This is a genomic window from Marinilabilia salmonicolor JCM 21150 (assembly GCF_000259075.1).
GTDB lineage: Bacteria > Bacteroidota > Bacteroidia > Bacteroidales > Marinilabiliaceae > Marinilabilia > Marinilabilia salmonicolor.
The window spans coordinates 286263-310409 of record NZ_AJKI01000011.1; the positions used below are offsets into that span (position 1 = coordinate 286263).

The 24147-nt window shown below is 43.2% G+C and carries 16 protein-coding genes; 10 read left to right on the top strand and 6 right to left on the bottom strand.

What is annotated here, in order from left to right; genetic code table 11:
• Positions 1–10: 10 nt before the first annotated feature.
• On the bottom strand, positions 11–712 hold the full coding sequence (locus W7W_RS0108345) for an N-acetyltransferase (RefSeq protein ID WP_010663342.1): 702 nt from the start codon (positions 710–712) through the stop codon (positions 11–13).
• 21 nt (positions 713–733) lie between these two features.
• Complete coding sequence (locus tag W7W_RS0108350) at positions 734–1213, bottom strand: arginine repressor (RefSeq protein ID WP_025006754.1); 480 nt, start codon at positions 1211–1213, stop codon at positions 734–736.
• A gap of 356 nt (positions 1214–1569) precedes the next feature.
• Between W7W_RS0108350 and carB the strand changes: the two genes are divergently transcribed.
• Complete coding sequence (gene carB / locus W7W_RS0108355) at positions 1570–4794, top strand: carbamoyl-phosphate synthase (glutamine-hydrolyzing) large subunit (protein ID WP_010663344.1); 3225 nt, start codon at positions 1570–1572, stop codon at positions 4792–4794.
• A 71-nt stretch (positions 4795–4865) separates the two neighbouring features.
• Here the strand turns inward: carB and W7W_RS0108360 are convergent, their stop codons facing one another.
• From W7W_RS0108360 to W7W_RS0108375, 4 genes are all read right to left on the bottom strand, one after another.
• Positions 4866–5729, bottom strand: a complete 864-nt coding sequence (locus W7W_RS0108360; protein ID WP_025006753.1) for a glycine betaine ABC transporter substrate-binding protein — start codon at positions 5727–5729, stop codon at positions 4866–4868.
• Between the two features lie 88 nt (positions 5730–5817).
• Positions 5818–6690, bottom strand: coding sequence for an ABC transporter permease (locus W7W_RS0108365; protein ID WP_010663346.1), 873 nt, complete (start codon positions 6688–6690; stop codon positions 5818–5820).
• 2 nt (positions 6691–6692) lie between these two features.
• On the bottom strand, positions 6693–7919 hold the full coding sequence (locus tag W7W_RS0108370; RefSeq protein WP_010663347.1) for a quaternary amine ABC transporter ATP-binding protein: 1227 nt from the start codon (positions 7917–7919) through the stop codon (positions 6693–6695).
• A gap of 18 nt (positions 7920–7937) precedes the next feature.
• Positions 7938–9056 carry a hypothetical protein gene (locus tag W7W_RS0108375; protein WP_010663348.1) on the bottom strand — a complete coding sequence of 373 codons (1119 nt, stop codon included), beginning with the start codon at positions 9054–9056 and terminating at the stop codon, positions 7938–7940.
• A gap of 547 nt (positions 9057–9603) precedes the next feature.
• Here W7W_RS0108375 and W7W_RS0108380 point away from each other — a divergent pair.
• The 9 genes from W7W_RS0108380 to W7W_RS0108420 all read left to right on the top strand — a co-directional run bounded on the left by W7W_RS0108380 (position 9604) and on the right by W7W_RS0108420 (position 24047).
• Entirely contained in the window at positions 9604–11250 is a 1647-nt protein-coding gene (locus W7W_RS0108380; protein WP_010663349.1) for a hypothetical protein, read from the top strand.
• A 178-nt stretch (positions 11251–11428) separates the two neighbouring features.
• Complete coding sequence (locus W7W_RS0108385) at positions 11429–12838, top strand: glycosyltransferase (RefSeq protein WP_010663350.1); 1410 nt, start codon at positions 11429–11431, stop codon at positions 12836–12838.
• A gap of 300 nt (positions 12839–13138) precedes the next feature.
• Positions 13139–13621: a pantetheine-phosphate adenylyltransferase gene (gene coaD, locus W7W_RS0108390; RefSeq protein ID WP_010663351.1), complete on the top strand. Its 483-nt coding sequence runs from the start codon at positions 13139–13141 to the stop codon at positions 13619–13621.
• Between the two features lie 49 nt (positions 13622–13670).
• Complete coding sequence (locus tag W7W_RS0108395) at positions 13671–15116, top strand: TlpA family protein disulfide reductase (protein WP_010663352.1); 1446 nt, start codon at positions 13671–13673, stop codon at positions 15114–15116.
• 194 nt (positions 15117–15310) lie between these two features.
• The gene (locus W7W_RS0108400; RefSeq protein WP_010663353.1) at positions 15311–17509 is read left to right on the top strand and encodes a T9SS type B sorting domain-containing protein; all 2199 of its coding nucleotides are present in this window, start codon (positions 15311–15313) and stop codon (positions 17507–17509) included.
• Positions 17510–17520: 11 nt separating this feature from the next.
• Positions 17521–18432, top strand: coding sequence for a PorP/SprF family type IX secretion system membrane protein (locus W7W_RS0108405; protein ID WP_010663354.1), 912 nt, complete (start codon positions 17521–17523; stop codon positions 18430–18432).
• A 911-nt stretch (positions 18433–19343) separates the two neighbouring features.
• The gene (locus W7W_RS24045) at positions 19344–19868 is read left to right on the top strand and encodes a PKD domain-containing protein (protein WP_394331620.1); all 525 of its coding nucleotides are present in this window, start codon (positions 19344–19346) and stop codon (positions 19866–19868) included.
• A gap of 5 nt (positions 19869–19873) precedes the next feature.
• Positions 19874–20851: a hypothetical protein gene (locus W7W_RS0108415; protein WP_010663356.1), complete on the top strand. Its 978-nt coding sequence runs from the start codon at positions 19874–19876 to the stop codon at positions 20849–20851.
• Between the two features lie 4 nt (positions 20852–20855).
• Positions 20856–24047 (top strand): ligand-binding sensor domain-containing protein, encoded by a 3192-nt coding sequence (locus tag W7W_RS0108420; protein WP_010663357.1) that lies wholly within the window; start codon positions 20856–20858, stop codon positions 24045–24047.
• Positions 24048–24147 lie beyond the last annotated feature (100 nt).

Here is a 24147-nt window from a genome sequence, read left to right on the forward strand (position 1 = left end):
TTATATTATTTCAGGCAAACAATGCTGAAAAGAAGCTTTTCAACACATTATTCTTCCCGTCTTTATTATTCTTTTTCCGGTTTCCTCCAAGAAAAACAAATTTCTTAAACCTCAACCACCTCTCGTAAACCCCGAGTTTTCGTTGCGGAATAGGGTCCGCCTTTGCATCGCGGGCGGGGTCAAACAACATACCTGTGCACAGACAATGCTTGCGATTGGTACGAAGAAGGATATCATAATTTACACAACTCTGACATCCTTTCCAGAACTCGTTATCATCCGTAAGTTCAGAAAACGTGACCGGCTTATATCCCAGCTCGGAATTTATCTTCATCACGGCAAGCCCTGTTGTCAAACCAAAAATCTTGGCGGTAGGATACCGCTTTCTGGAAAGTTCAAATGCTTTTCTTTTAATATTTTTGGCCAGTCCCTGCCCTCTGAATTTATCAACAACAATCAGTCCTGAGTTGGCTACAAATTTATCGTGCCCCCATGATTCAATATAACAGAAACCGGCAAACTCCTCCCCGCCAAGGGCAATAATCGCCTTTCCCTCAACAATTTTATTCTTAATATAGTCAGGATTCCTCTTGGCAATACCCGTACCTCTGATCTTTGCAGCGTCAGCAATTGTCTGAAGAATCGTATCCACATAAGCCAGATGCTCTTCTGAGGCAATCTGTATCGTGATATTATTTCCCTGTTGTGCCATCAATATAACTTCAAACCTGTTCTAAACCAGTTTCTTTTTTAACCCGGGCATAAACAGCGACAACGCGTTTATTACATCGGGACGAGAAACCCCCTCCTTACTAATCAACAAAATGGTATCATCTCCGGCAATCGTTCCAAGCACCTCATAAGGTCCGTGACTATCAATAACCGACGCAATGCTGTTGGCAAACCCGGGCCGGGTTTTAATAACCGCCATGTTTCCAGAAAACTCTATGGACTCAAGTCCGCTCACGGGGAACACATCCCCACCATCGCCATCCTCCCTGTCATCATTATCCTCGGGCAAAACATAGGCATAACCGCCTTCAATATCGGGACGCTTGGCTACCTTCAATGCTTTCAGATCACGAGAAAGCGTTGCTTGTGTGGTGGAGTATCCCTCCTGCTCAAGCAAATTCAACAGTTCTTCCTGACTCCCTACTTTATGGTCAGAAATCAATTGTCGAATTACATTTAATCTTTGTGTTTTTATTTTCATATCAGAAAAAAGAAAGTTGCCCCTTTTGCTATACAATCCGGCAAAAAGAAACAAGCAGTCCGCTTTAAAATTTCAAGAATAATTATTCAATTCAAGATGCAAATTTATTCATTTTAAACAAACATCAAAAATTTATGCGTATTTTTTTTCATTTTTATTCCAGACTCAAATCACACTGAAAACCACACCCATAAATGCTAGCAGCAGATACCAGCTCAACAACAACAAACCTGATCCAATACATATATTCATAAAATATACAAAATTCCTTTCACAATGCATTGAGGTTAATAGAGAATAATGTACCTTTGCATCCCGGATAACAGGTTTACCTACAAGCAAAAAACAATCAACCAATGAAGAAGGACATCAAAAAAGCACTCATTCTGGGTTCGGGAGCCCTAAAGATAGGGGAAGCAGGAGAATTTGACTATTCCGGCTCGCAGGCACTGAAAGCCCTACAGGAAGAAGGGATCGAAACAGTACTCATCAACCCAAATATTGCCACGGTTCAGACATCTGAGAAGGTGGCTGATAAAATTTATTTTCTGCCGGTCACCCCGTATTTTGTGGAACAGGTAATAAAAAAGGAACAACCTGAAGGTATTTTGCTGGCATTCGGTGGGCAGACAGCTCTGAACTGCGGAATTCAGCTTTTCGAACAGGGCATCCTGGAAAAGTACAATCTGGAAGTTCTCGGAACCCCCATTCAATCAATCATCAATACGGAAGACAGGGAGATTTTTGCCGGCAAACTGGGTGAAATTGATGTCAAAACCCCCAAAAGCGTCGCGGTAACATCGGTGCAGGATGCAGTAAAGGCGGCGGATAAGATGGGATACCCCATTATTATAAGGGCAGCTTATACGCTGGGAGGAATGGGAAGCGGCTTCTGCTCTAACGAAAAAGAACTCATTCAGCGTGCTGACAATGCGTTTTCCTACTCCAAACAGATTTTGGTGGAAGAGTCGCTCAAAGGATGGAAAGAAGTGGAATACGAAGTGGTGCGTGACAGCTACGACAACTGCATCACTGTTTGTAACATGGAAAACTTTGATCCACTGGGAATCCACACCGGAGAAAGTATTGTGGTGGCTCCGTCACAGACTCTGAGCAATTCTGAATATCATAAATTGCGCGAACTGGCCATTAAAATTATCCGGCACATCGGAGTTGTTGGCGAGTGTAACGTTCAGTATGCATTGGATCCCTACTCAGAAGATTACAGAGTGATTGAGGTAAATGCCCGTTTATCGCGATCCAGTGCCCTGGCCTCCAAAGCCACCGGTTATCCGCTGGCATTTGTTGCCGCCAAACTGGGATTGGGATACGGCCTTTTTGAGCTTAAAAACTCCGTAACCAAGACCACGCCTGCTTTTTTTGAGCCCGCATTGGACTACATCGTCTGTAAAATCCCGAGATGGGATCTGAACAAATTTTCAGGCGTTTCCAAACAAATAGGCTCCAGCATGAAAAGTGTAGGAGAAATAATGGCCATCGGCCGCACATTCGAAGAGGCAATCCAAAAAGGCCTCCGTATGGTTGGCCAGGGAATGCACGGATTTGTTGCCAATCAGCTCCTAAAGGATATTGTGCTGGAAACAGAACTTGCGGAACCAACAGACCAACGGATTTTTGCCATTTCAGAATCTCTGCAAAACGGATCTACCGTTGACGAGATCCATAACCTCACTAAGATTGACAAATGGTTTCTGGAGAAACTAAAAAACATCAGTGACCTGAAAATTCAGCTGGCCAAATACAATTCCCTGGAGTCTCTTCCGGATGAATTACTACTGAAAGCCAAACAAATGGGCTATTCCGACTTCCAGATTGCCAGAATCGTCATCAATCCGGAAGATACTGCCATGGAAGAAAGCCTTTTAAAGGTAAGAGCATACCGCAAAGAGCGCAACATACTTCCGGTAGTTAAGCAGATAGATACCATGGCAGGTGAATTTCCCGCCCAAATCAACTATCTGTATCTGTCCTACAACGGGGAATACCATGACATTGAATTTGAAAAAGACGGAAGGTCGGTTGTTGTGCTTGGATCAGGTGCATATCGCATTGGTTCAAGTGTGGAATTTGACTGGTGCAGCGTGAATGCCATTGATACCATCAACAAACAGAAGTATCGTTCGGTAATGATCAACTACAATCCCGAAACGGTAAGTACGGATTACGACGTTTGCGACCGTCTGTTCTTTGATGAGCTCACACTGGAGAGAGTGCTCGACATCACTGATCTTGAGTCTCCCAAAGGAGTCATTGTTTCGGTTGGCGGCCAGATTCCCAACAACCTGGCCATGCGTTTGCATGAGAACAAAGTTCCTATCCTGGGGACCTCTCCGGAAGATATCGACAGAGCAGAGAACCGCCAGAAGTTCTCCTCCCTTTTGGATACCTTAAAAATAGATCAGCCCCGCTGGAGCGAGCTGACCTCTACTGAGGATATCTACAAGTTCATTGAAGAGGTGGGTTACCCGGTTTTGGTCCGCCCTTCCTATGTTCTTTCCGGAGCCGCAATGAATGTGGTATCAAACGAAGAAGAACTGGACCACTTTCTGGAACTGGCCGTAAATGTATCTAAACAATACCCGGTAGTGGTTTCCGAATTCATCGAACAAGCCAAAGAAATTGAAATTGATGCAGTGGCTAAGAATGGCGAAATGATTGCCTATGCCATTTCTGAGCATATTGAATTTGCGGGGGTTCACTCAGGGGATGCTACCATAGTATTTCCTCCCCAAAAGCTCTACATCGAGACCATCAGGAGAGTCAAGCGAATTGCACGCCAAATTGCCAAAGCGCTGAATATCTCAGGCCCGTTCAACATGCAATTACTGGCCAAAGACAACGACATCAAGGTAATTGAGTGTAACCTGCGCGCCTCACGAAGTTTTCCGTTTGTGTCAAAGGTATTGAAAGTAAATCTTATCGATATTGCCACCCGGGTAATGCTTGACCTACCAGTGGAAAGACCAGGCAAGAGTATTTTTGAGCTGGATTACGTAGGGATCAAAGCCCCCCAGTTTTCTTTCTCAAGGTTGCTTAATGCTGACCCCGTACTTGGCGTGGACATGGCCTCAACCGGAGAGGTAGGATGTATTGGAGACAATTATTACGATGCAGTATTACAATCTATGCTGGCAGTTGGATACAGACTCCCGGAAAAGAATATTCTGATTTCTTCCGGTCCTCTCAGAAGCAAGGTTGAAATGCTTCAGAGTGCAAAAATGCTTGTGGAAAAAGGCTACAACCTCTTTGCAACCGCAGGAACGCATAAGTTTTTTGAGGAGAACGGCATCAAAAGCACGATGCTGCACTGGCCCGACGAACCGGAGAAGCAGCCCAATACACTGGATTACATCAGAGAGAAGAAGATAGATCTGGTCGTAAACATTCCCAAGAACCTAAGTAAGGGAGAGTTGCGCAATGGATATAAAATCCGCAGAAATGCGATAGACTTTAACATCCCACTCATTACAAATGCCCGACTGGCAAGTGCTTTCATTTATGCTTTTTGTAAGATGGACATCAGCGATATTTCCATCAAAAGCTGGAATGAATATCGTTAATCCATACTAATAGATATAAAAAAACGGGATCCGACAAAATCGGATCCCGTTTTTTATATCATTCATTCAGGTTATTCAGCGGCAGGAAACCAACCGTCAACCATTTCCTTATTGTTCTGATAGAACTGCTTAGCTCCGTCCAGAGGATCGGTAGCATTCTCTACAGCATCAACCAATTCATAAAGTTTGGATTCCTCGAGCTTAAAGTTTCCAAAGAAAGTCGCCAATTCCGGAAAATCAGTGGTAAATCCTTTACGGGCAAGAATTTGCACTTCATCGGTAGGATAAACACCTTTAGGATCATCCAAATATTTAATATCGAAACGAGCCCACTTAAAGTGAGGTTTCCATCCGGTAATTGCAATCCACTCTTCATTCTGAATAGCACCTTCCAATGCTGCAATCATAGCAGTACCAGAGGATGTTACCTGCTTAAAATCAAGTCCGTATTCATCAATGGCTTTAAGGGTATTCTTGTGAACACCTGCACCACTTCCGATACCAATAATTTCACCATCAAACTTGTCAACATTGTCATTCATCTCTTCGATAGAGTTAATGGTCACATATGAAGGAACAACCAATCCGGTGGTGCCATTATCAAAAGCAGTTCCGATGTGATCTATTTTGTCACCGAAACGCTCCCAATACTCAGCATGGGTATAAGGCAGCCATGCATCCATAAATACATCAGCATCACCTTTTGACAAAGAAGCATAAATAGGACCCGGTTCAATGGGCTTAATTTCTACATCATACCCGTTCTGATCCAGAAATGCTTTGGCCAGATGGGTCATAGCAATACCCTCAGACCAGTTGGGATACGGAATAAAGACTTCTTTCTTCTGATCTTTCTTGCCTGCACAGGAAGCTACAGCTAAAAGAATGGCTGCAACAACTGTCAGATTTAGAATTTTTGCAATTTTGTTTTTCATAATCATAATCGATTTTAAGATTTGAATGTCGAAAATTATCAACAATCTAATATCCTGTACAAGGAATTGCACAGAATAGAATACATTTTTATTTTTTACCAAGGCCTCCAAGGGCCTGAGTCACACGGTCAAGAATAATAGCCAGGATAACAATACCGAGACCTGCTTCAAAACCAAGGCCTACTTTTGCCTGAAGGATTCCGGAATAAACCCGTTCTCCAAGACCGGCAGCACCTACCATTGATGCAATTACCACCATGGAAAGTGCAAGCATAATTACCTGATTGACACCTGCAAGAATAGTTGGCATGGCCAATGGTATCTGAACTTTAAAAAGCAACTGTCTTTTAGTACTACCAAAAGATTGAGCGGCTTCCACAACTTCCTCGGGCACACCTCTGATTCCAAGGCTGGTAAGACGTACCGCCGGGGGAAGTGAAAACACTACCGTGGCCACAACACCAGGAACGTTACCCACTGAGAAAAACAGAATGGCCGGAATCAGGTAAACAAAGGCAGGCATGGTCTGCATAAAGTCTAAAACAGGTCGAATTACCTGATCTGCTTTTGAGTTTCTGGCAGCCCATATTCCCAAAGGAATACCTGTCAACAGTGCCAGGAACGCAGAGGCCAGCACAAGAGCCAGCGTTTGCATGGTCTCTTCCCAATAATCCATCCACAGTAACAAAAACAAACCGATAATGGTAAAAATGGCCAATCCAAAACCTTTCCTAAAGCCTTTCTTTGTCCGTGCAAGCTTCAGTCCACCTGCCTGTACATAATAGGCAATCAGCGCCATCAATATCATAATCAGCCAGGATGGCGCAGACAGTAAAGCATTCTGCAATCCATCCACAATTCCTTCGATAACCAGTGCAATACCGTCCAAAACAGGGCCAGCATGCTGAGTGATGGAATCTATGGCACTCTCGATGTATTTTCCAATATCTAATTTTTCCATAACTATAGGCCTCCGCTGTTTTTAATTTCAATAATCTCTTCGCGATCACGTCCGGTAACTTCGGCAATAACTGAGGAATGAACTGCCACTCCCAGCAATTTACCATCATCGTCAACCACCGGTAGCGGTAATTGCTTATCAATAAACAGCGGCAACAAATCAGCCGCGGGCGTATCCGGGGCTACTTTGGGCATGACATCCTTAATCAAAATCTTATTCAGATCCCGATCATCTTTTTTCTTCAGTTCCACGGCATCATTGTCACGCACAAATCCCAGAAAAACATTTTCACGGTCAACTACCGGCAAACGGTTCACGCCCATTTCCCTCATACGACGCAGTGCCAGGGACGGACCATCCTTCTCCAAAATGAGTTTTCCGGTATTCTTAAACATCAGACTTGAAGCAGTAACAATCATGCTTCGATCAACATTTTCCACAAATGCCCGCACATAATCATCAGCCGGATTTACCAGAATTTCTTCCGGAGTACCAATCTGAACGATTTTACCATCTTTAAGTATCGCAATCCGGTCTCCAAGCTTCAAAGCTTCATCCAAATCGTGCGTAATAAAGACAATGGTCTTTTTCAACTTCCGCTGTAATTCTATTAACTCGTCCTGCATATTGGTCCGAATCAATGGGTCGAGTGCACTAAAAGCCTCATCCATCAGCAGAATCTCTGGATTTGTAGTGAGAGCACGAGCCAGTCCGACACGTTGTTGCATTCCACCGCTCAACTCACCGGTCATCATATCTTCATAACCTTCAAGTCCGACGGTCTTAATCATTTCACGAGCCTTTTCATAACTCTCCGCCTCTGAAACACCCTGTATTTCAAGGCCAAAGGCTGTATTGGCTAATACCGAACGGTGAGGCAACAATCCAAAATGCTGAAAGACCATTGACATCTCTGTTCTCCGCAACTGGCGAAGCTGATCATCATTCATTTTGATGACATCCTTCCCATCTAACAAAATGGAGCCGGCAGTTGGTTCGTTTAAACGGTTAAAACAGCGAATAAGTGAGGACTTTCCGCTACCGGAAAGTCCCATCACCACGAATATCTCGCCTTGCTCAATTGAAAAATTGGCATCTTTAACCGCCACTGTACACTTGGTTTTTTCAAGCACTTTGTCCTTGCTCATCCCCTTTTTTACCAGCTCGAGCGCCTGCTTGTGCTTTGAACCAAATATCAGGTACAGGTCTTTAACTTCAATTTTGCTCATTCGCTTAAGATTATATTTTTAGAAATAGTAACCAATGTTGATGTTGAAGCGGCGATCCCAGCCACTCTGATCTTTTCCTTTGGCTAAACCATTGGTCCACTGGTCTCCTACCCAGGCATTATTTTTACCAAAGGCCCAGTCAACATAGGTATAGATGCTTCCTGCTGTAACCAGGAACCCGGGTACAAAATGCTCACTGTTATGAAAACCCTCTTCAGCTTTTGTAATTACAGAATAATCAATATACGGTTGAATATTTGAGATCGGGCCCCACTCAACAGGAATAGAATAAGCCAGACCAGCTACCCAAATATCGGCTTTTGCGGCAACATTATAGTCGTATCCATAAGCTCCCATTTGAACTGCAGCCAAATCATTTCCGGCATTATCCTTTGCGCCAAAATCATAAGAAATATACTCCCCTTTGAAGTTAAATCCGTTTCCGAAATTACCCACTACGTGAGCGGCAAAAGCATTTGAAGCCTCTGATTCATCAAGAACACTATTGTAGTTGCTTCCAAATTGTCCTGAAAGTCCAATCTCCCAATCATCTGACAAATTGTATGCAGCGCGAATGTTAAACTGGCTTGTCTCTTTCAAAGATGCATTTTCTGACGGTGTAATATCATATGAATACCGGGCAGCATAGTTAGGACTGCCTTTTGGCTCCGGCTGATGAAAATAAGCAATGTTCAGCGTAAGATTCTCAATACCGGTATAGTCAAACTTAATACCCATATCATAATCATCTTCCAGACCTACATAATAAGGAATCTGAAACCACCATGAATGAGAGGCAAATTTGGTGATTCCAAAAGGCACCTGTGACACCCCTAATTTCATGTAAAGATCTTCGTTAAACCCGTAGCCCAACCAACCGTGGTGCAGAAAATGACTATTATCAACAGGATAAAAGCGATACTCAAAACTGAGATCCACACCAGCGGTGCGGGCATCCACATTCAGGCGCCAGGTATCCCAGGTAAACTGAGGGTCGGTCTTGTCGTCATTCCAACTCTTATCATGAATATTGTAACGAACTGCCCCTCCAAACTTCACATAATCTTCCTGGGCTTGCATAGTCCCATGGGTTAGAAGTCCTCCAACGGCAAAAATCGTAAATAATACTTTCTTCATAATTTTCAATCGTTTAAATTTTTAGATTAAACTCTTTTCTAATTATTAATAAAACAGGTTTTAAATCCTGTGTAAAAATTCAATTATTTTCTCGCCACCCAACATCTCAAGGGTAACAGCAATCACTTTAAACATTCCGGAAATCTCATTCCTCACATCAAAAGCCTTTTAAATTAACCATTTAAATATAAAATAGTCAAGTTTTATTTTTTCAGTCAAGACAAAACACAACTGCTTTGATAAACAATTATTTATCAAAACCAATAATTCTGTTTTATTTATTCTAAAACATGATTATTTCTATACCAACAAAACTAAAAGGAACTACTAAACTGAAACGGCATACAAAAACAGCTGCAAATATACAGCTTTATCAATACATTTCCAAATAGTTTCTATAGAACCTGTTTTCGCTCATCAATAATTTAACTACATATATGAACACATATTACTACTCTAAAAACCAAAAAAGGAGGCAACAAATACAGGATAATTCACTGAACTTGCTATTTTTGAACTTCCAAACAAACACACAAACCAACCCTCTATGAAAAAGAAAACCTTCGGACAGCCGAACAAATCACTACCCGGGCGTATCAGCTCATATCTCAGGGGCCATCAGAAAATCATTCTCATCGGTGCAGGATTCACTTACATCTTGTTAAGTTTTCTGACTTTTAATTTAAGGGTCAGCGAAGGGGGAGACGACAGTGCCTACATCATCCGGGCCCTGCGACTGTTTGAAGAAGGACGTTTCCCCAAATTTCAGGGACCGCTATATCCATCCATTTTGTCGATATTGGTAGCTCTTACCGGCCTCAATATTGTTGTACTCAAAATATCTTCCTGGGTTTTTCTAACCATCTCTCTGTTACTACTTCTGAAATCCTACTCAAAAGAGGCATCAACCATCACCATTGCCGCTACCGGCATGCTCCTAATCCTCAATCATCATTTTCTGTATTTTGGCAGCCAGACCTATTCAGAGGCATTCTTCATGGCCCTGCAAGCCGGATTTTTACTTTTTCTGTTCCACACCATACAATGGCAAAAACAACACCGGGTAAGAATCACACAAACGGCTATCCTGGCCCTTTTCCTGGTGTCTTTGTATTTAACCAGAACAGTAGCAATAGTGGCAACTCCGGCCATCATTATCTATTTCATGACCCAGAAACAATGGCGTGCCCTCCTTTACACAACCCTTTTTGTCACACTCTTTTTATCTGCCTACTTCCTGATATTAAATACAATCATCAACATCGATCCAACGGGAAATGATCAGCTGACATCCCTTCTTCAGAAACATCCTTACGACAAAAGCCAGGGCATGGAAACCCTCCCGGGTTTCTTTGTTAGGTTTTGGGAAAATTCCAAAATTTATTTATCAAAACATTTCTTTATTCTTACAGGCTACAAGCCAGCTATGTCCCTCTCAAAACCCCCATTACCGGCCATTTTATTGTATCTGTTTTTCTCATGGGGAATTATTCGGTTTTATAAAAAAAACCAGCGGTTTTTATTCTTCACCGGAATTTATGTGGCCTTTTCGGTAGGACTTACGTTCTTTGCCCTCCAGCCACTCTGGGATCAGGTCCGGTTGATTATCCCCTTCTTCCCCCTGGTTCTGATAATAATTATAGAAACCATTATCGGCCTGGTAAAGCAAAAGGAACGAAGATGGGCACAACAAATATCACTCTTATTGATAAGCATCGCAATTCTCCTTACCGGGGTCCAAACCCTTCGGCAAACTGATTTCTCATCAGTTTTCAAAAACATTCAGGGAGAAAAACTCTATGGATACACCCCGGACTGGCAGAATTACCTGAAAATGGCCGAATATGTGGCAAAGGAATTACCTGATGATAGCTATGCAGCCTGCAGAAAACCAAACATGGCACGTCTTCATTCTGGAGGTAAAAAATTCTACGGAATATATTCTTTCAACTCTGCCAATCCTGACACCTTATTAATGAATTTGTATGAAAGAAATGTATCACACATCATGGTCGCTTCACTGCGAAAAAACCCGAGGAGAAATACTGGTCAGGTGATTAATACAATTCACAGATATATGTCGGTGATTGCAAAAAAATATCCTCAATCATTTATCCTCAAAAAGCAAATTGGAGAAAATGAAAAAGCATGGCTTTTTGAAATCGATTACACCCGGTTTCTTGAAAACCAATAGTTCGGTAAAAAAAGCTTAAACGCAAAGGCGCAATGACGCAAAGTATTTATTATTAGAGAGTTAAAGTCAATGCATATTGTTTTACAACCAGCTCTTTATCATATATTTACAAAAGATTAACGGACTATTGTGAAAACAATGCAAAAATGAAAAACATAAAACATCCAGCATCAGCGCAATGAATCATATACTAAACTACTACAACAAAGCCGCACAAACATGGCAGGGATACCGGAAAAAGAAGTTTTATTACTGGGAAAGCATCACCCGTTTTTGCAATTATTTCATTCCAAGGCAGCACAAAGTACTGGAAATTGGCTGTGCAACCGGAGAATTGTTGAGCCGGCTGGAAGCAAAAGAGAAAACCGGCATTGACTTCAGCCAGGAAATGATAAAAATTGCCCAGGCGCAAAACCCGGACATCCATTTTCACACCATGTCTGCAGAGGAGATTACCCTAAACGAAAAATATGACACAATTATTCTTTCCAATTTGGTTGGAGTACTGCCCGATGTTGAAAAAGCATTTCATGAGTTGGCGAAAATAAGTCATCCGGGGACACGCATCATCGTAACTTACTACAACCGACTTTGGGAGCCTGTCTTACGATTGGCTGAAACGCTTCGTCTAAAACGCAAATCACCTCTCCAAAACTGGCTATCCACAAACGATCTGAAGAACCTTCTCTACCTCTCAGGTTTTGAGACCTACAGGGTAAATAAAAATATGCTTATTCCTTTCTACATCCCTGTCATATCATGGTTTTTCAATCGTATTGTTTCACGTCTTCCTTTAATCAGACATCTGTCGCTCAACAATTTTCTTTTTGCCCGCCCTTTTCCGGACCCGGAACCTGACAGAAATCAATTTTCAACAAGCATTGTAATTCCCGCCCGCAATGAAGCAGGCAATATCGAAGCCGCCATTCAGCGCATTCCAAATTTCGGCAAAAAGGTTGAAATCATCTTTGTGGAAGGTAATTCAACGGACAACACCTGGGATGTCATTCAAGAGGTACAAAAAAAATATGCAGCCACACATGACATAAAAATACTTCAACAACCAGGAAAAGGAAAAGGAGATGCTGTGAGAGCCGGCTACAGAGAGGCATCCGGAGATGTACTCATGATCCTGGATGCTGACCTCACGGTGTCTCCGGAAGATTTGCCCCGCTTTTTTAATGCCCTGACCTGCCGGAAAGGCGATTTCATTAACGGGGTGCGACTGGTTTATCCCATGGAGAAAAATGCTATGCGTCCACTGAACACCGTTGGAAATTATTTCTTCAGCATGCTTTTCTCCTGGCTTTTGGAGCAGCCGGTAAAGGACACATTGTGCGGAACCAAGGTCATGTACCGCTCAGACTACCTGAGACTCTCTGACAACCGCCCATTCTTTGGTGAATTTGATCCTTTTGGGGATTTCGATTTATTGTTCGGTGCCTACAAACTAAATTTAAAAATCATTGACCTTCCTATCCGGTATCAGGAACGAAAATACGGAGACACCAATATCAGCCGCTTCTCTCATGGCCTTATCCTGCTAAAAATGGCCGCTTTTGCTGCAGCAAAAATCAAGTTCTGGTAATCAGAGGACTGACGAATCACAAAATTAAACAATACGCGGGAATTGGTGGTCTGACTTATTTTTAGGATTTTTACGGTGTTAATCTACCTTATACATAAGACAGGTAAGATGCAAACAGGCTGAAAGCCTGAGAGCAATAGCCTGGGGCAAGGCCCTGGGTTTTGAGGTATCACTCACGCCCCCTCTCATTATTGATCGCGACGCGACCAATAATGAGCATAACGAAAACTCATGAATAAATAAGGTTAAATCACTCAGGAAGCAGGTGATTTTTAATTTTGGAAGAAAAAAACAGGAAACATGCAGAAAACAGCGCTTTTTCCCGGGTCATTCGATCCTTTTACGGTAGGACATGAGAATATTGTCAGACGAGCATTGACGCTATTCGACAAAGTCTATATCGCCATCGGATTCAACGCCAATAAAAAGGATTTTTTCCCGGTAAAACAAAGAGTTGAATGGATTAAATCAGTTTTTCAGGACATCCCGTCCATCGAAGTGGTCACCTACGACGGATTAACAGTCGATTTTGCAAAGGAGTTGGGTTGTGGGTTTATTCTCAGAGGCATCCGTACTTCTGCCGACTTTGAATATGAACGCGCCATTGCACAGGTTAACAAGTCTATGTCCGGCATCGATACTGTATTTTTACTCACATCGCCCGAGCACACACCGGTCAACTCCTCCATTGTAAGAGACATTCTTAAGCACGGGGGCGATGCGTCCAAATTTATTCCCGATAAAATAAAAATTCAGGTAGCCAGGGTTAGTCGTGAGCAATAACCAAACTGGCATGATTCATGCTTTAACATCAGCAAAACAGACAATTTTAATGCTGCACAATCTCAAAATCTTTATCGGTTTTTTGCTTTGGCTGCTCCCTCTTTGGACCGCTGTTGCACAAACAAAGACCACCAGCATATCGGGACATGCTCCGGAATACAAGAATATGGGATTGGTTTTTCAGCGTTATCAAAACTTTCTGACTCTAGAATCCGAGGAGTTATTCTCACTTCAGGTGGACTCCACCGGACATTTCAATTTTCATATTGATTTGCCCGAAACCACATACGCATTTGCAGATCTAGGAAGTTACCGGGGGTTCATTTATCTCAGGCCCGGACATAATTACGAACTTAAACTTCCACCATTCGAACCAGTACCTCAACCTCAACGATTAAATCCGTTTTATACCCCTGAAGCCATATCACTTGGAATCCTGAATCAGGACAGCAACGACTTGAATGCCCGGATACGAAACTTTGATGATGCATTCTATTACGAGCTGAATACCCGGGCCATCAGGTTAATGGCTTCCAGGAATAAATCGGCTGTTGCGGCAATTACAGACACACTTGAAACCCGTTTTCCGGACAATTCCGATTCGTTTTTCAGGGGCCACAAGAGGTACAGATATGCCCGGCTGGAAATGCTCACTTCACGCAATCCGGAAAAAGAAATCATTCAAAAATACTATGCCGTCCATCCGGTTCAGTTTAATTTGCCGGCATACTGGGACACTTTCAGGGATGTTTTCCGTGGCTTTGGGCGAAAAACCCTGAACAAAGAATTTACCGCCCCTCTGACCTTTTCAAAAACGGTCTCACTGGTAAAGACAGACAGCACTTTTCAAAAAAAGGATATTTCGGAATTGCTGGCATTGTGGACCATCTACCAGAGTTATCATGAAAAACTGTTGCCTCAGCACAGAGCACTTCAACTGATCAAAGAAGCATCGGACAGCGCCTCTGTAAAAGAGATTAAAAATATTGCCGGAAGTATTTACAGAAAACTCTCAGCCCTTCAACCCGGTTCTATGGCACCCTCTTTCACACTGATGGATTTTGATCGCAAGGAACACCATTTAGATGATTACCGGGGCAAATTTGTCTATCTCAACTTCATGCACACGGAAAACTATACCTGCCGACAGGAGTTGAGGTTACTGCCACGCCTTCATGAAACATTTAACAGAGATCTGGAAATTGTCACCATTCTGACAGATGACAATTACGATAAAGCACAAGAATTCGTGAAAGACACCGACAGTCCCTGGACATTCCTTCATTTTGGAATGAATGCCAACATTCTGAGCAAGTACAACATCAAAGCAGTTCCACAATATTTCCTCATCAATCCCGATGGAAAACTAATTCTTTCGCCCGCACCTGCTCCGGGAGAAAATTTTCACGATCATTTCATCAAACAATACCGGCAATATCAGCATGAACAGCAACGAAAAAATCCGGAGAAAAGAGAATCCATTTTCGGCCCCTGATCCGGCATGGTTTCTTCAGGTTTGAACCAACACAACACCAATTTCAGGTGGTTTTTGATGAATGCACTGATTCTTTCTGTAAAAACCTTCCATACAGCGCTAAATAATTGCGTTTTACACCAACTTTTTTATTAGGTTTGTGAAGAAGTGTATTTTTTACTTAAAATCGCAATTGAATTTAGGGTTTCATCAAGATGGACAAACTTAAAATACTCATAGCATCTTTTATCTTTTTAAGCCTTTCGCACGGCGCCTATTCTCAAAACGAACTAGATGCACAAATTATCAGTGGAGACATTGATGTTTGCGACAACGAATCAGCCACAGTAGAATTGGCCATTCAATTTACAGGAGAAACACCTTTTCAATACAAGATTCGTCTTTCCCCATCAGCGACTACAACCTCTGAGGATTACGTTTACAACGATGATGTAGATGAGAACAACGTTTTTCTAACCACTGAAAACATCTCTCTTTCCATTCCCGAAGGCGAGGCCAATGCATCTTTTCTTGTTCAGGTTACCCAAATATCCAAGGACGGGATTAATTGGGTTGAGACAACCGATCCCGGAGTCACCTTTACCAACTGGGCGATGCCCGATCCCAATGCAGGAGCCGACATCGACTCCTGTGGTCTCTCAGCTGTGCTAAGCGGTGCCCCCGATCCGGTTTCTTCTGATTACCAATGGGAAGCACCTACACAAGGAACTTTGTCGGATCCGGCTTTGGGAAACAGCAGCTACAGTGTTTCATCCACAGGAACCTACTCATTAACATTCATCCAGGAAAACGGAGCCTGCATTGCTCAGGACGAAATTCAGGTAATTTTCAAAGGCTCACCATCCGCATCCATCTCTACGACTTCAGAAGTTTGTGGCACATCCCCTCAGGATGCTACACTTCAACTCTCATTCACAGGTGCGGACAGCCCATGGACTTTTGCCTTATCAGATGGTGAAAACCAATCAGTAACCGGAACAGCCACGACGTCAGAACACAGCGAGCAGGTAAGTGTTCAGGGCGAAACCACCTACTCAGTCCTTTGGGTGAAAGACGGCAACGGATGTCCGGCCAAACCAGAAGATCTCACCACTACAGCAACCATCCAGGACATGAAGCCGGCGACCAATGCAGGAGACGATTTTCTTGCCTGCGGTCTTTCTTCGGAGTTGGCTGCCATCAGCGATAAAGGAACCGGTACCTGGACATCTGAACATCCGGAAGTCTCCTTATCAGCAATAAATGACCCAAACAGTGCGGTTGATGTTACCGAACAAGGAACCTACACGCTCACCTGGACAGAAAACAACAATGGCTGCGAAAACTCGGATCAGGTTGAAATCCAATTCAAGGAGCTTCCCACCATAACCTTTGAAAAAGAGAACGCACACATTTGCCAGGGGGATGAAGCCAGTTTCGCATTCACGATAACCGGAAACAATGGTCCCTGGGCGCTTAATTATAGTTTGGGCGAAGAACCACAAACCATCAATTATCAAGATGCATCGTCCTCCCTCTCCACATCACCCGTTCAATCCACGACTATCCAGATGACTTCGCTTACCGACCAGTTTGGATGTGAGACGATTCTGACCTCAGAACTTTCTGTTTTGGTTGACCAGATGCCTGCTCCCAATGCAGGTAACGACAAGGCTGTCTGTGGGGATATAGTCCAATTGGAGGCCCAAATGTCGCCGATAGCACAGTTTGGTGAATGGCAATTTCCGACAGGGGACAATACCAGTAAGCCCGATGCAACTTACCAAAGTACCGACTTTGGCCCCGTGACGCTAACCTGGCTCGAAACCAACGGACTCTGTATCGCAACCGATGAAGTAACCATCAGGTTTGATGAAGAACCCGTTGCCTATGCCGGAGAGGACATAACCCTTTACAATCAATACGAAACCGTTCTCCATGCAGGACAACCGGTACCATCCACCGATGAGTGGACCGGCGAATGGTATATTTCATCCGGCCCCGGAAGCATTGCCAATCCGGGAGCGAAAGATGCCACCATTTCAGGTTTGAAACACGGAGAGGTGGAAATCCTATGGACGGTAACCAACGGTGCCTGCCCTCCGGAGTCAGACAGCCTGACGATTAATGTCAAAGGACTGACATACCACACCGGAATTTCCCCTAACAATGATGCCCTAAACGATTTCTTTTCTTTAAAAGGAGCACACACGATACCTCAAAACCAATTGTTGATATTTGACCAGAGTGGGAAAGTAGTTTATCAACAAAACGATCTGGAAGAAGGAAACGTTTGGGACGGGACCGACAACAATGGGAATCCCCTTGAAAACGGCATATACTACTTCATCTTCAAAGGAGACGGCATTGATCCGGTAAAAGATTACATAGTCATCAAACGTAATATTAACTAAACCCCTGACAAATGAGAACAAAGGGCCTCATTCTTTCCATATTTCTTCTTTTGACCATTTCTGTGTCGGCGCAAAAAGCCATGACCCTGAGTCAATATATGCACAACAGGTTTGCGATCAACAGCGCCTTTGCAGGTTCACGCGAGGTTTTAAGTGTATTCGGATCGTTTCGAAAACAGTGGGCAGGGCTGCCCCAGTCGCCACAATCTCAGTATTTCACCGCCCATACTCCCTTAAAAAATCCAAAAATGGCAATGGGACTACAGGTATTTAACGAACAATTCACCATTAAAAATAACATGGGATTTTCCCTGGCTTATACTTACAGAGTAAAGGTTACCCCCTACACCTGGATGGCTTTTAGTCTGTCGGGAGGTTTCTCCAGTTACCAGATCAACTGGAATGAAATAAGCCTCGAGGATGACAGCGATCCTGCTTTTGCGGGCAATGACGCCTCCAACGGCCCACAGGCAGGATTCGGCTGGAGCATCTATAACGATCGCTTTTTTGGGGGCATTTCCATTCCTGAAATATTTACGCACGATTTTGAAAAAATGGACGGAACCGAGCCGGATTTCTCGAGAACGGATTATTTATTCACTGGGGGCTATCTCATCGACCTGTCATCGAGTTTTATGTTCCAGCCCTCTTTCCTTGTCAAGGCCAACCAGGAGACAGGCAGTTGGGCAGATCTCTCGGGATCTGTAATTTACGATAAAATGATTTGGGGGGGAATTACCTATCGCACCCGTGAAGAATTAATTTTCCATACAGGATGGCAGATTCTCCCGCAACTGCGTATGGCCTATTCTTTTGATTACTCTTTGGGAGATATTGGTGATTTCAACAACGGAAGTCATGAAATCTCCATCCAATACGATTTTGGATATAAAATAAACTCCCCCAGTCCCAAGTTCTTCTAAAAATCTGAGTTATGACTCCAAAGAAGATATTATCTGCATTCCTTATTATCAGCGCCTTTGCCATATCCGAAAATTCAACCGGACAGGAGATAAAGGTCCGGCCGGCAAAAACCAACACCATCAATAACAGCGAATTGGCCCCGGTCCTCATGGATTCAGTTTTATATTTCATCTCCAACAGGCGTACCAACCTGTTGGTCACCTATTTGAATCAGGAGGACGAGTTGCTCTATCGAATTTTCAGAGCGCCTCTGAAATCCGACAGCACTATTGGCAAAGCAACACTCTTTGCTCCCCCCGGGCAACCCAAATACAATGCAGGATCTCTTACATTTTCCGCCGATGGAAATAAGATGATTGCCACCCACAATAAAAGTAACAGAAACACCACCCGCAAAAACAGGGATCGAAATAATCCGCTGGCCCTTTACTCAGCAGAAAAAAAAGGAAACGGGTGGTACGATTACCGAAGGATACATACAGACCTTCCCCACGGAAGTTCTTTTGCACAACCCTCCCTCTCCCCGGATGGCAATTATCTCTTCTTCGTGTCTGACATGGAAAGCGAAGATGGCTCCACAGACATTTTCATCTCGGAGAAACGAGGAGATGGTTGGGGAATCCCCATTAAGTTAGGTTCACACATTAACACTTCCGGAAAAGAACTTTTCCCGTTCATCCATCGCTCAGGAAAGCTCTATTTCACCTCGAACGGTCACACGGGCCCCGGAGGATACAATATTTATTACATCGACTGGCAAAACAAAAATGCCAGGCCCGTTTTGATGCCTTCCCCCATCAATACTATTTCCAATGATTTCTCGTGTTACATCAGCGATGATGAGAAATGGGGATACTTTGCCTCCGACAGAAACGGAGACGATGATATATTCCGATTCTCGATACCTCAGATGAACTGCAAGGCACCCAAAGAGGTTGTTGATGACAATTATTGCTTCACTTTTTTTGAGAACGGCCCATTCAAATCGGATACTTTACCTTATATTTATCGATGGGATTTCGGCGATGGAGAACAAGCCGCAGGTCTTGAGGCAGACCACTGCTTCCCCGGCCCGGGCAACTACCACATCAATCTGAATGTGGTGGACACACTGCTTAATGAAGAGCTTTTCTCTGTGGCTTCATACAATTTAAAATTGGAGCAGACCAGTCAGATTTGGTTCGAAATTCCTGATACCATCTCAACCCACCAACCCATCAACCTCAACGCTGAACCCCGTAAAATGGAGAATCTGACTCCTGAGCCCGTTTTCTGGTGGGATTTTGGAGACGGAGAAACAAGATTTGGCAGGAATATTGATTATCAATACAAAGCAGCCGGAGAATATCAGCTTGTTTGCTCCACCAACCTGGCAGACGGCCGAACGGTTTGTTTTTTCAGAAACATCACAGTTATTGATTCACAAGAAGACTAAGAACCATGAGCACTAAAAAGTTCCTTTTTTATACCCTTTTTTCATTATTTATCCTTTCCTCTTCCGCATTTGCGCAACCGGTACCGGCACTGGATGAAAACATTCCACATCTGGTAACCTTCGGAGGCGAAGGTGAAACAGGCTGGGGTGATGACGACTTTGTTCAAATCATTTTCTTCTCCATCCCCGAAACATTTGATGCTCCGATTTTTATCCGTGTGTATGATCCGGATACAGGAGGAACTATTGATGAACCAAAAGGAGAATGGGATACGATGATGCGCTATTCCGTATATGGAGGTGACGGAGCCGCCTCAGAAGAAGATGCGCGCAGATCAAATCTTGAAGGAAACTATCTCAGCGGAAACCTGCTGGCAACCCGCTCATTTGCCGAGAACCCGCGGTACGATAATAACTGGTACACTTTTGGTCCCTTCAACCCCACAGAAGGAGAATTGCTCCCCGAATATGGAGGATACATTTTCAAACTGGTCATCGAAGGTGCAGAAGGAGACGATGGCAACCTGTACAAACTATTCCTCACTACAGAAGGAAGTGAAAACCGACCTGTGGAAGGAGCTTTTGCCTTTTATTTCAAATACAAATTCCGGTTACACAATGATGTGAATGAAGTTTCTCACATTTATCCGTATATGACTTCAGAAGTAATTGCCATTAAGCAAAGTAATTTCGATTGGGACAACGACGGATTCATCAGAATCATCAGTCCGACCAAAAACGGAGAAATTCTGCGCACATCGGGCGACGATAACTGGACTGACAGCAGGCACACAATAGATGAGGGCGACCACAACAGTTCACTGGACATTCAAATGATTAAGAAAAAATCAAACCTTGTTAAAGACAACAACGTAGTTATATTTCTGGAAAACCAATATGGAGAACTGATGCCCTTTTACAGTATCCCTATCGGAGGAATTCCTGAGTACAAATACAGCATAGGAATAAAACCAAAAAAATAACAATATGCATCTTCGTGCCCGTTGGCTGTCTGTTATCCTGATAATTGTCCATGCAATTTTTACATGTACTGCCCCGGTTCATGCCCAGTCATTCCGTTTTAAAACCTACGATTCCAATGTAGGTCTTCCCCAGAACTTTGTTTATTCGCTGAGCCAGGATCAAAACGGATACCTGTGGATGGGAACCGGAGAAGGGCTGGTCAAATATAACGGATTAGAATTCATCGGATACAACCACTCTGATTCACTAGCTGATGATTTCATCTCAGTAATGCATGTTTCCAAGGACGGAACGCTTTGGATCGGACACAACAATGGGGACATAACTCTTTACCAGGATGATGAGTTCATTCCACTACGCATCAGCGAAACCAAAAGCCCTGTAACAGCTATTATCTCTAATGGAAACGGGCATGCATGGGCCGTCAGTCAAAATGAAGGCCTGATTAGCATAAACCAAAAGGAACAGAGTTACCGGCTTGTTGGTCACAAAAAGCTCAAAAGAAAGCTTTTTTACACACTTGCTTCAGACGGAGATCGTCTTCTCGCTGGCACTTCAGAAGGCATGATCAGCATAACTCCGCAAGGAACAGATTCTATCTCTGACGTATCGAGAATTTCGAAGATTCCGATGACCAATATCAACTGTATTGTTCCCCGTAAAGGAATCAACGGAGATTTCTGGGTTGGCACAGAAGACAATGGTTTTTTTCTGTACTCAGAATCTTCAGACCGGAGCAAACACATCGTGGACAACAGCCTCTGTCTGAAGTTCGATATTCAATGGGAAAACATCAGGGATATTGAAGAAGAGCCCAATGGCAACCTGTTGCTGGCCACATGGGGGAACGGAGTTATAAAACTATTTTATGCTCCGGAGAGCCAGTCTTTTATTGATTCCTACAACTTTACTACCGAAAACGGACTCAGCAATAACTATGTACGTGATATATTATGCGACCGGGAGTCGAATTATTGGTTCGCAACTTATGGAGGTGGTACATCTGTGCTAACGGGTGAGGAATTTGTTTTTTACAACCTGGAAACCATTGGCTTTGAAAAGTCAAAAGTTCTCTCCACACTTTTAAACGACAGCACTTTGTGGTTTGGTTTGGAGACCGGTCTGATTAAGACAGACCCATACTGCTTCACCGATTTTGAATATTACGATGCGGCCTTCGGACTTCCGGATGACGACATCACAGGAATGCACAGGATGCACGACGGAACGCTCTATCTGGGAACAGCCAATAGCGGAATGTATTACAAAGTTCCGGGCAGTACCTCGTTTATCCCATGGCATTACAGCCATCAGGTACCAGACAAAAAGATTCGTGATATTGCGGGCAAAGAGGAGATGGTTTACCTCGCCACTTACGGAGGTTTCTTTTCCATCAACACGAAGACCAGAAAGGCAGAGCATCTGACAACCGGAAAAGGATTACCACACAACAACATCAATTTTGTTGAAGTGGACAAAGAAAATCAGGTATGGATAGGCCCGAGAAACAGTGGTATATGCAAAGTAAACAACGGCAACATTGAGATGCATAAAATCTCAGATTCACCCATCGATGTTTACGATATGACTCAAACCTCTGATTCAGCATTCTGGCTGGCAACACAAGGCCAGGGAATCATTAAATACAGCAGAGATTCCATTGAACACTACTCCATTGCTCAGGGCTTAGCTAAGAACTTCTGCTACAGCATTGAAGCAGATATTAATAACAGACTCTGGATTGCACATCATCCGGGACTAAGCATGTTTAACACAAGAACCGGAGAAATCGAAACTTATGGACATGAAGAAAACATGGGTTCAGATTTTTATCAGATTCTTAAGGACAGCGATCAGACTCTGTGGTTCTCTTCGGCCAATGGAACAGTTCATTACTTTCCGGAGAAACACCGTAAAAATGATATTGCTCCGGCACTCCATTTTACAAAAATACTGATCTCCGGAGAACAGTATTCCTCCGGTCAGGAGATAAACCTAGCTTATCCTTACAGAGAGAATTATAAGTTTCGGTTTAATTTCATGGGAATAAGTTTCAAAAAGCCCAATGAAGTTACTTATCAATACCGTCTGATAAAAAACGGAGAAAAGTCTGAAAGTGAATGGATCGATCTGGGAAATACCAATTTCAGAGAATATGACTTTCTTCCCAGCGGTAGTTATGAATTAAAGATTCGGGCCATTAACGCTGACGGATATGCCGCCGACCCCATTTCTGTAACCTTCTCAATAGCCACTCCATTCTGGAAAAAACCATGGTTTTTCCTACTGCTGGCGGCTGTAATGATTTATTCGGTATATCTGATTATTGTTGCCCGTGAACGAAAATTAAAGAGGCAAAAAGAGATACTTCAAAAAGAAGTGGACCTTCAGACCATACAGTTAAGAGAGCAAAAAGCCGAGATTGAGCGAAAAAACCGAGATATCACGGACAGTATTAATTATGCAAAAACCATCCAGTCATCAATTCTTCCTCCGCTGGATGTTTTGAAAACAAGATTCCCCGAATCGTATGTATTCTTTGCCCCGCGCGATATCGTAAGCGGTGATTTCTATTGGTTTTACAAAACAAAAACCCATTTTATTGTTACCTGTGCGGACTGTACAGGCCACGGAGTTCCGGGAGCATTTATGTCAATGATTGGCAGCACATTGCTCAATGACATTGTGAAACGAAAGGACGTGAATTCACCAGCGGATCTTCTGGAAAGGCTGGATTTCGAGATTAAAGTACTGCTCCAGAACAGTAAAAATAAAGACAACACAAAAGACGGGATGGATATATCTGTGGTGGAAATTGAAAACACAGGAACACGTGTCAGGGTGGCATCTGCCAAACGACCGGTATATCTTTATCTGAACAATGAGCTTACCATATACAAAGGCAACCGAAGAAGCATTGGAGATTCGCTGGTGGATGATGACACGCCATTTGTAAACATAGAATACAACGCCGCAGAAGGTGATTTAATTTACCTGTTTTCAGATGGATATACGGATCAGTTCGGAGGTCCAAAAGAAAAGAAATTCATGAAGGTCGGTGTGAAAAATATGCTCGAGGAAATCCACACACTTCCAATGGATGAACAATATAAATCCGTAAAAACACGCTTTCATGAATGGAAAGGAAAGCTGGAACAGGTTGATGACGTAATTTTCATGGGCTTGAAGCTATAACGGTTACCCTGAAGTATCAACGGTACTTATTCAAATTGACCTCTTCCATGGATCTGATATTGTTATGTCATAAAAGTATCAGATCTCAAGGTTTCCTGAG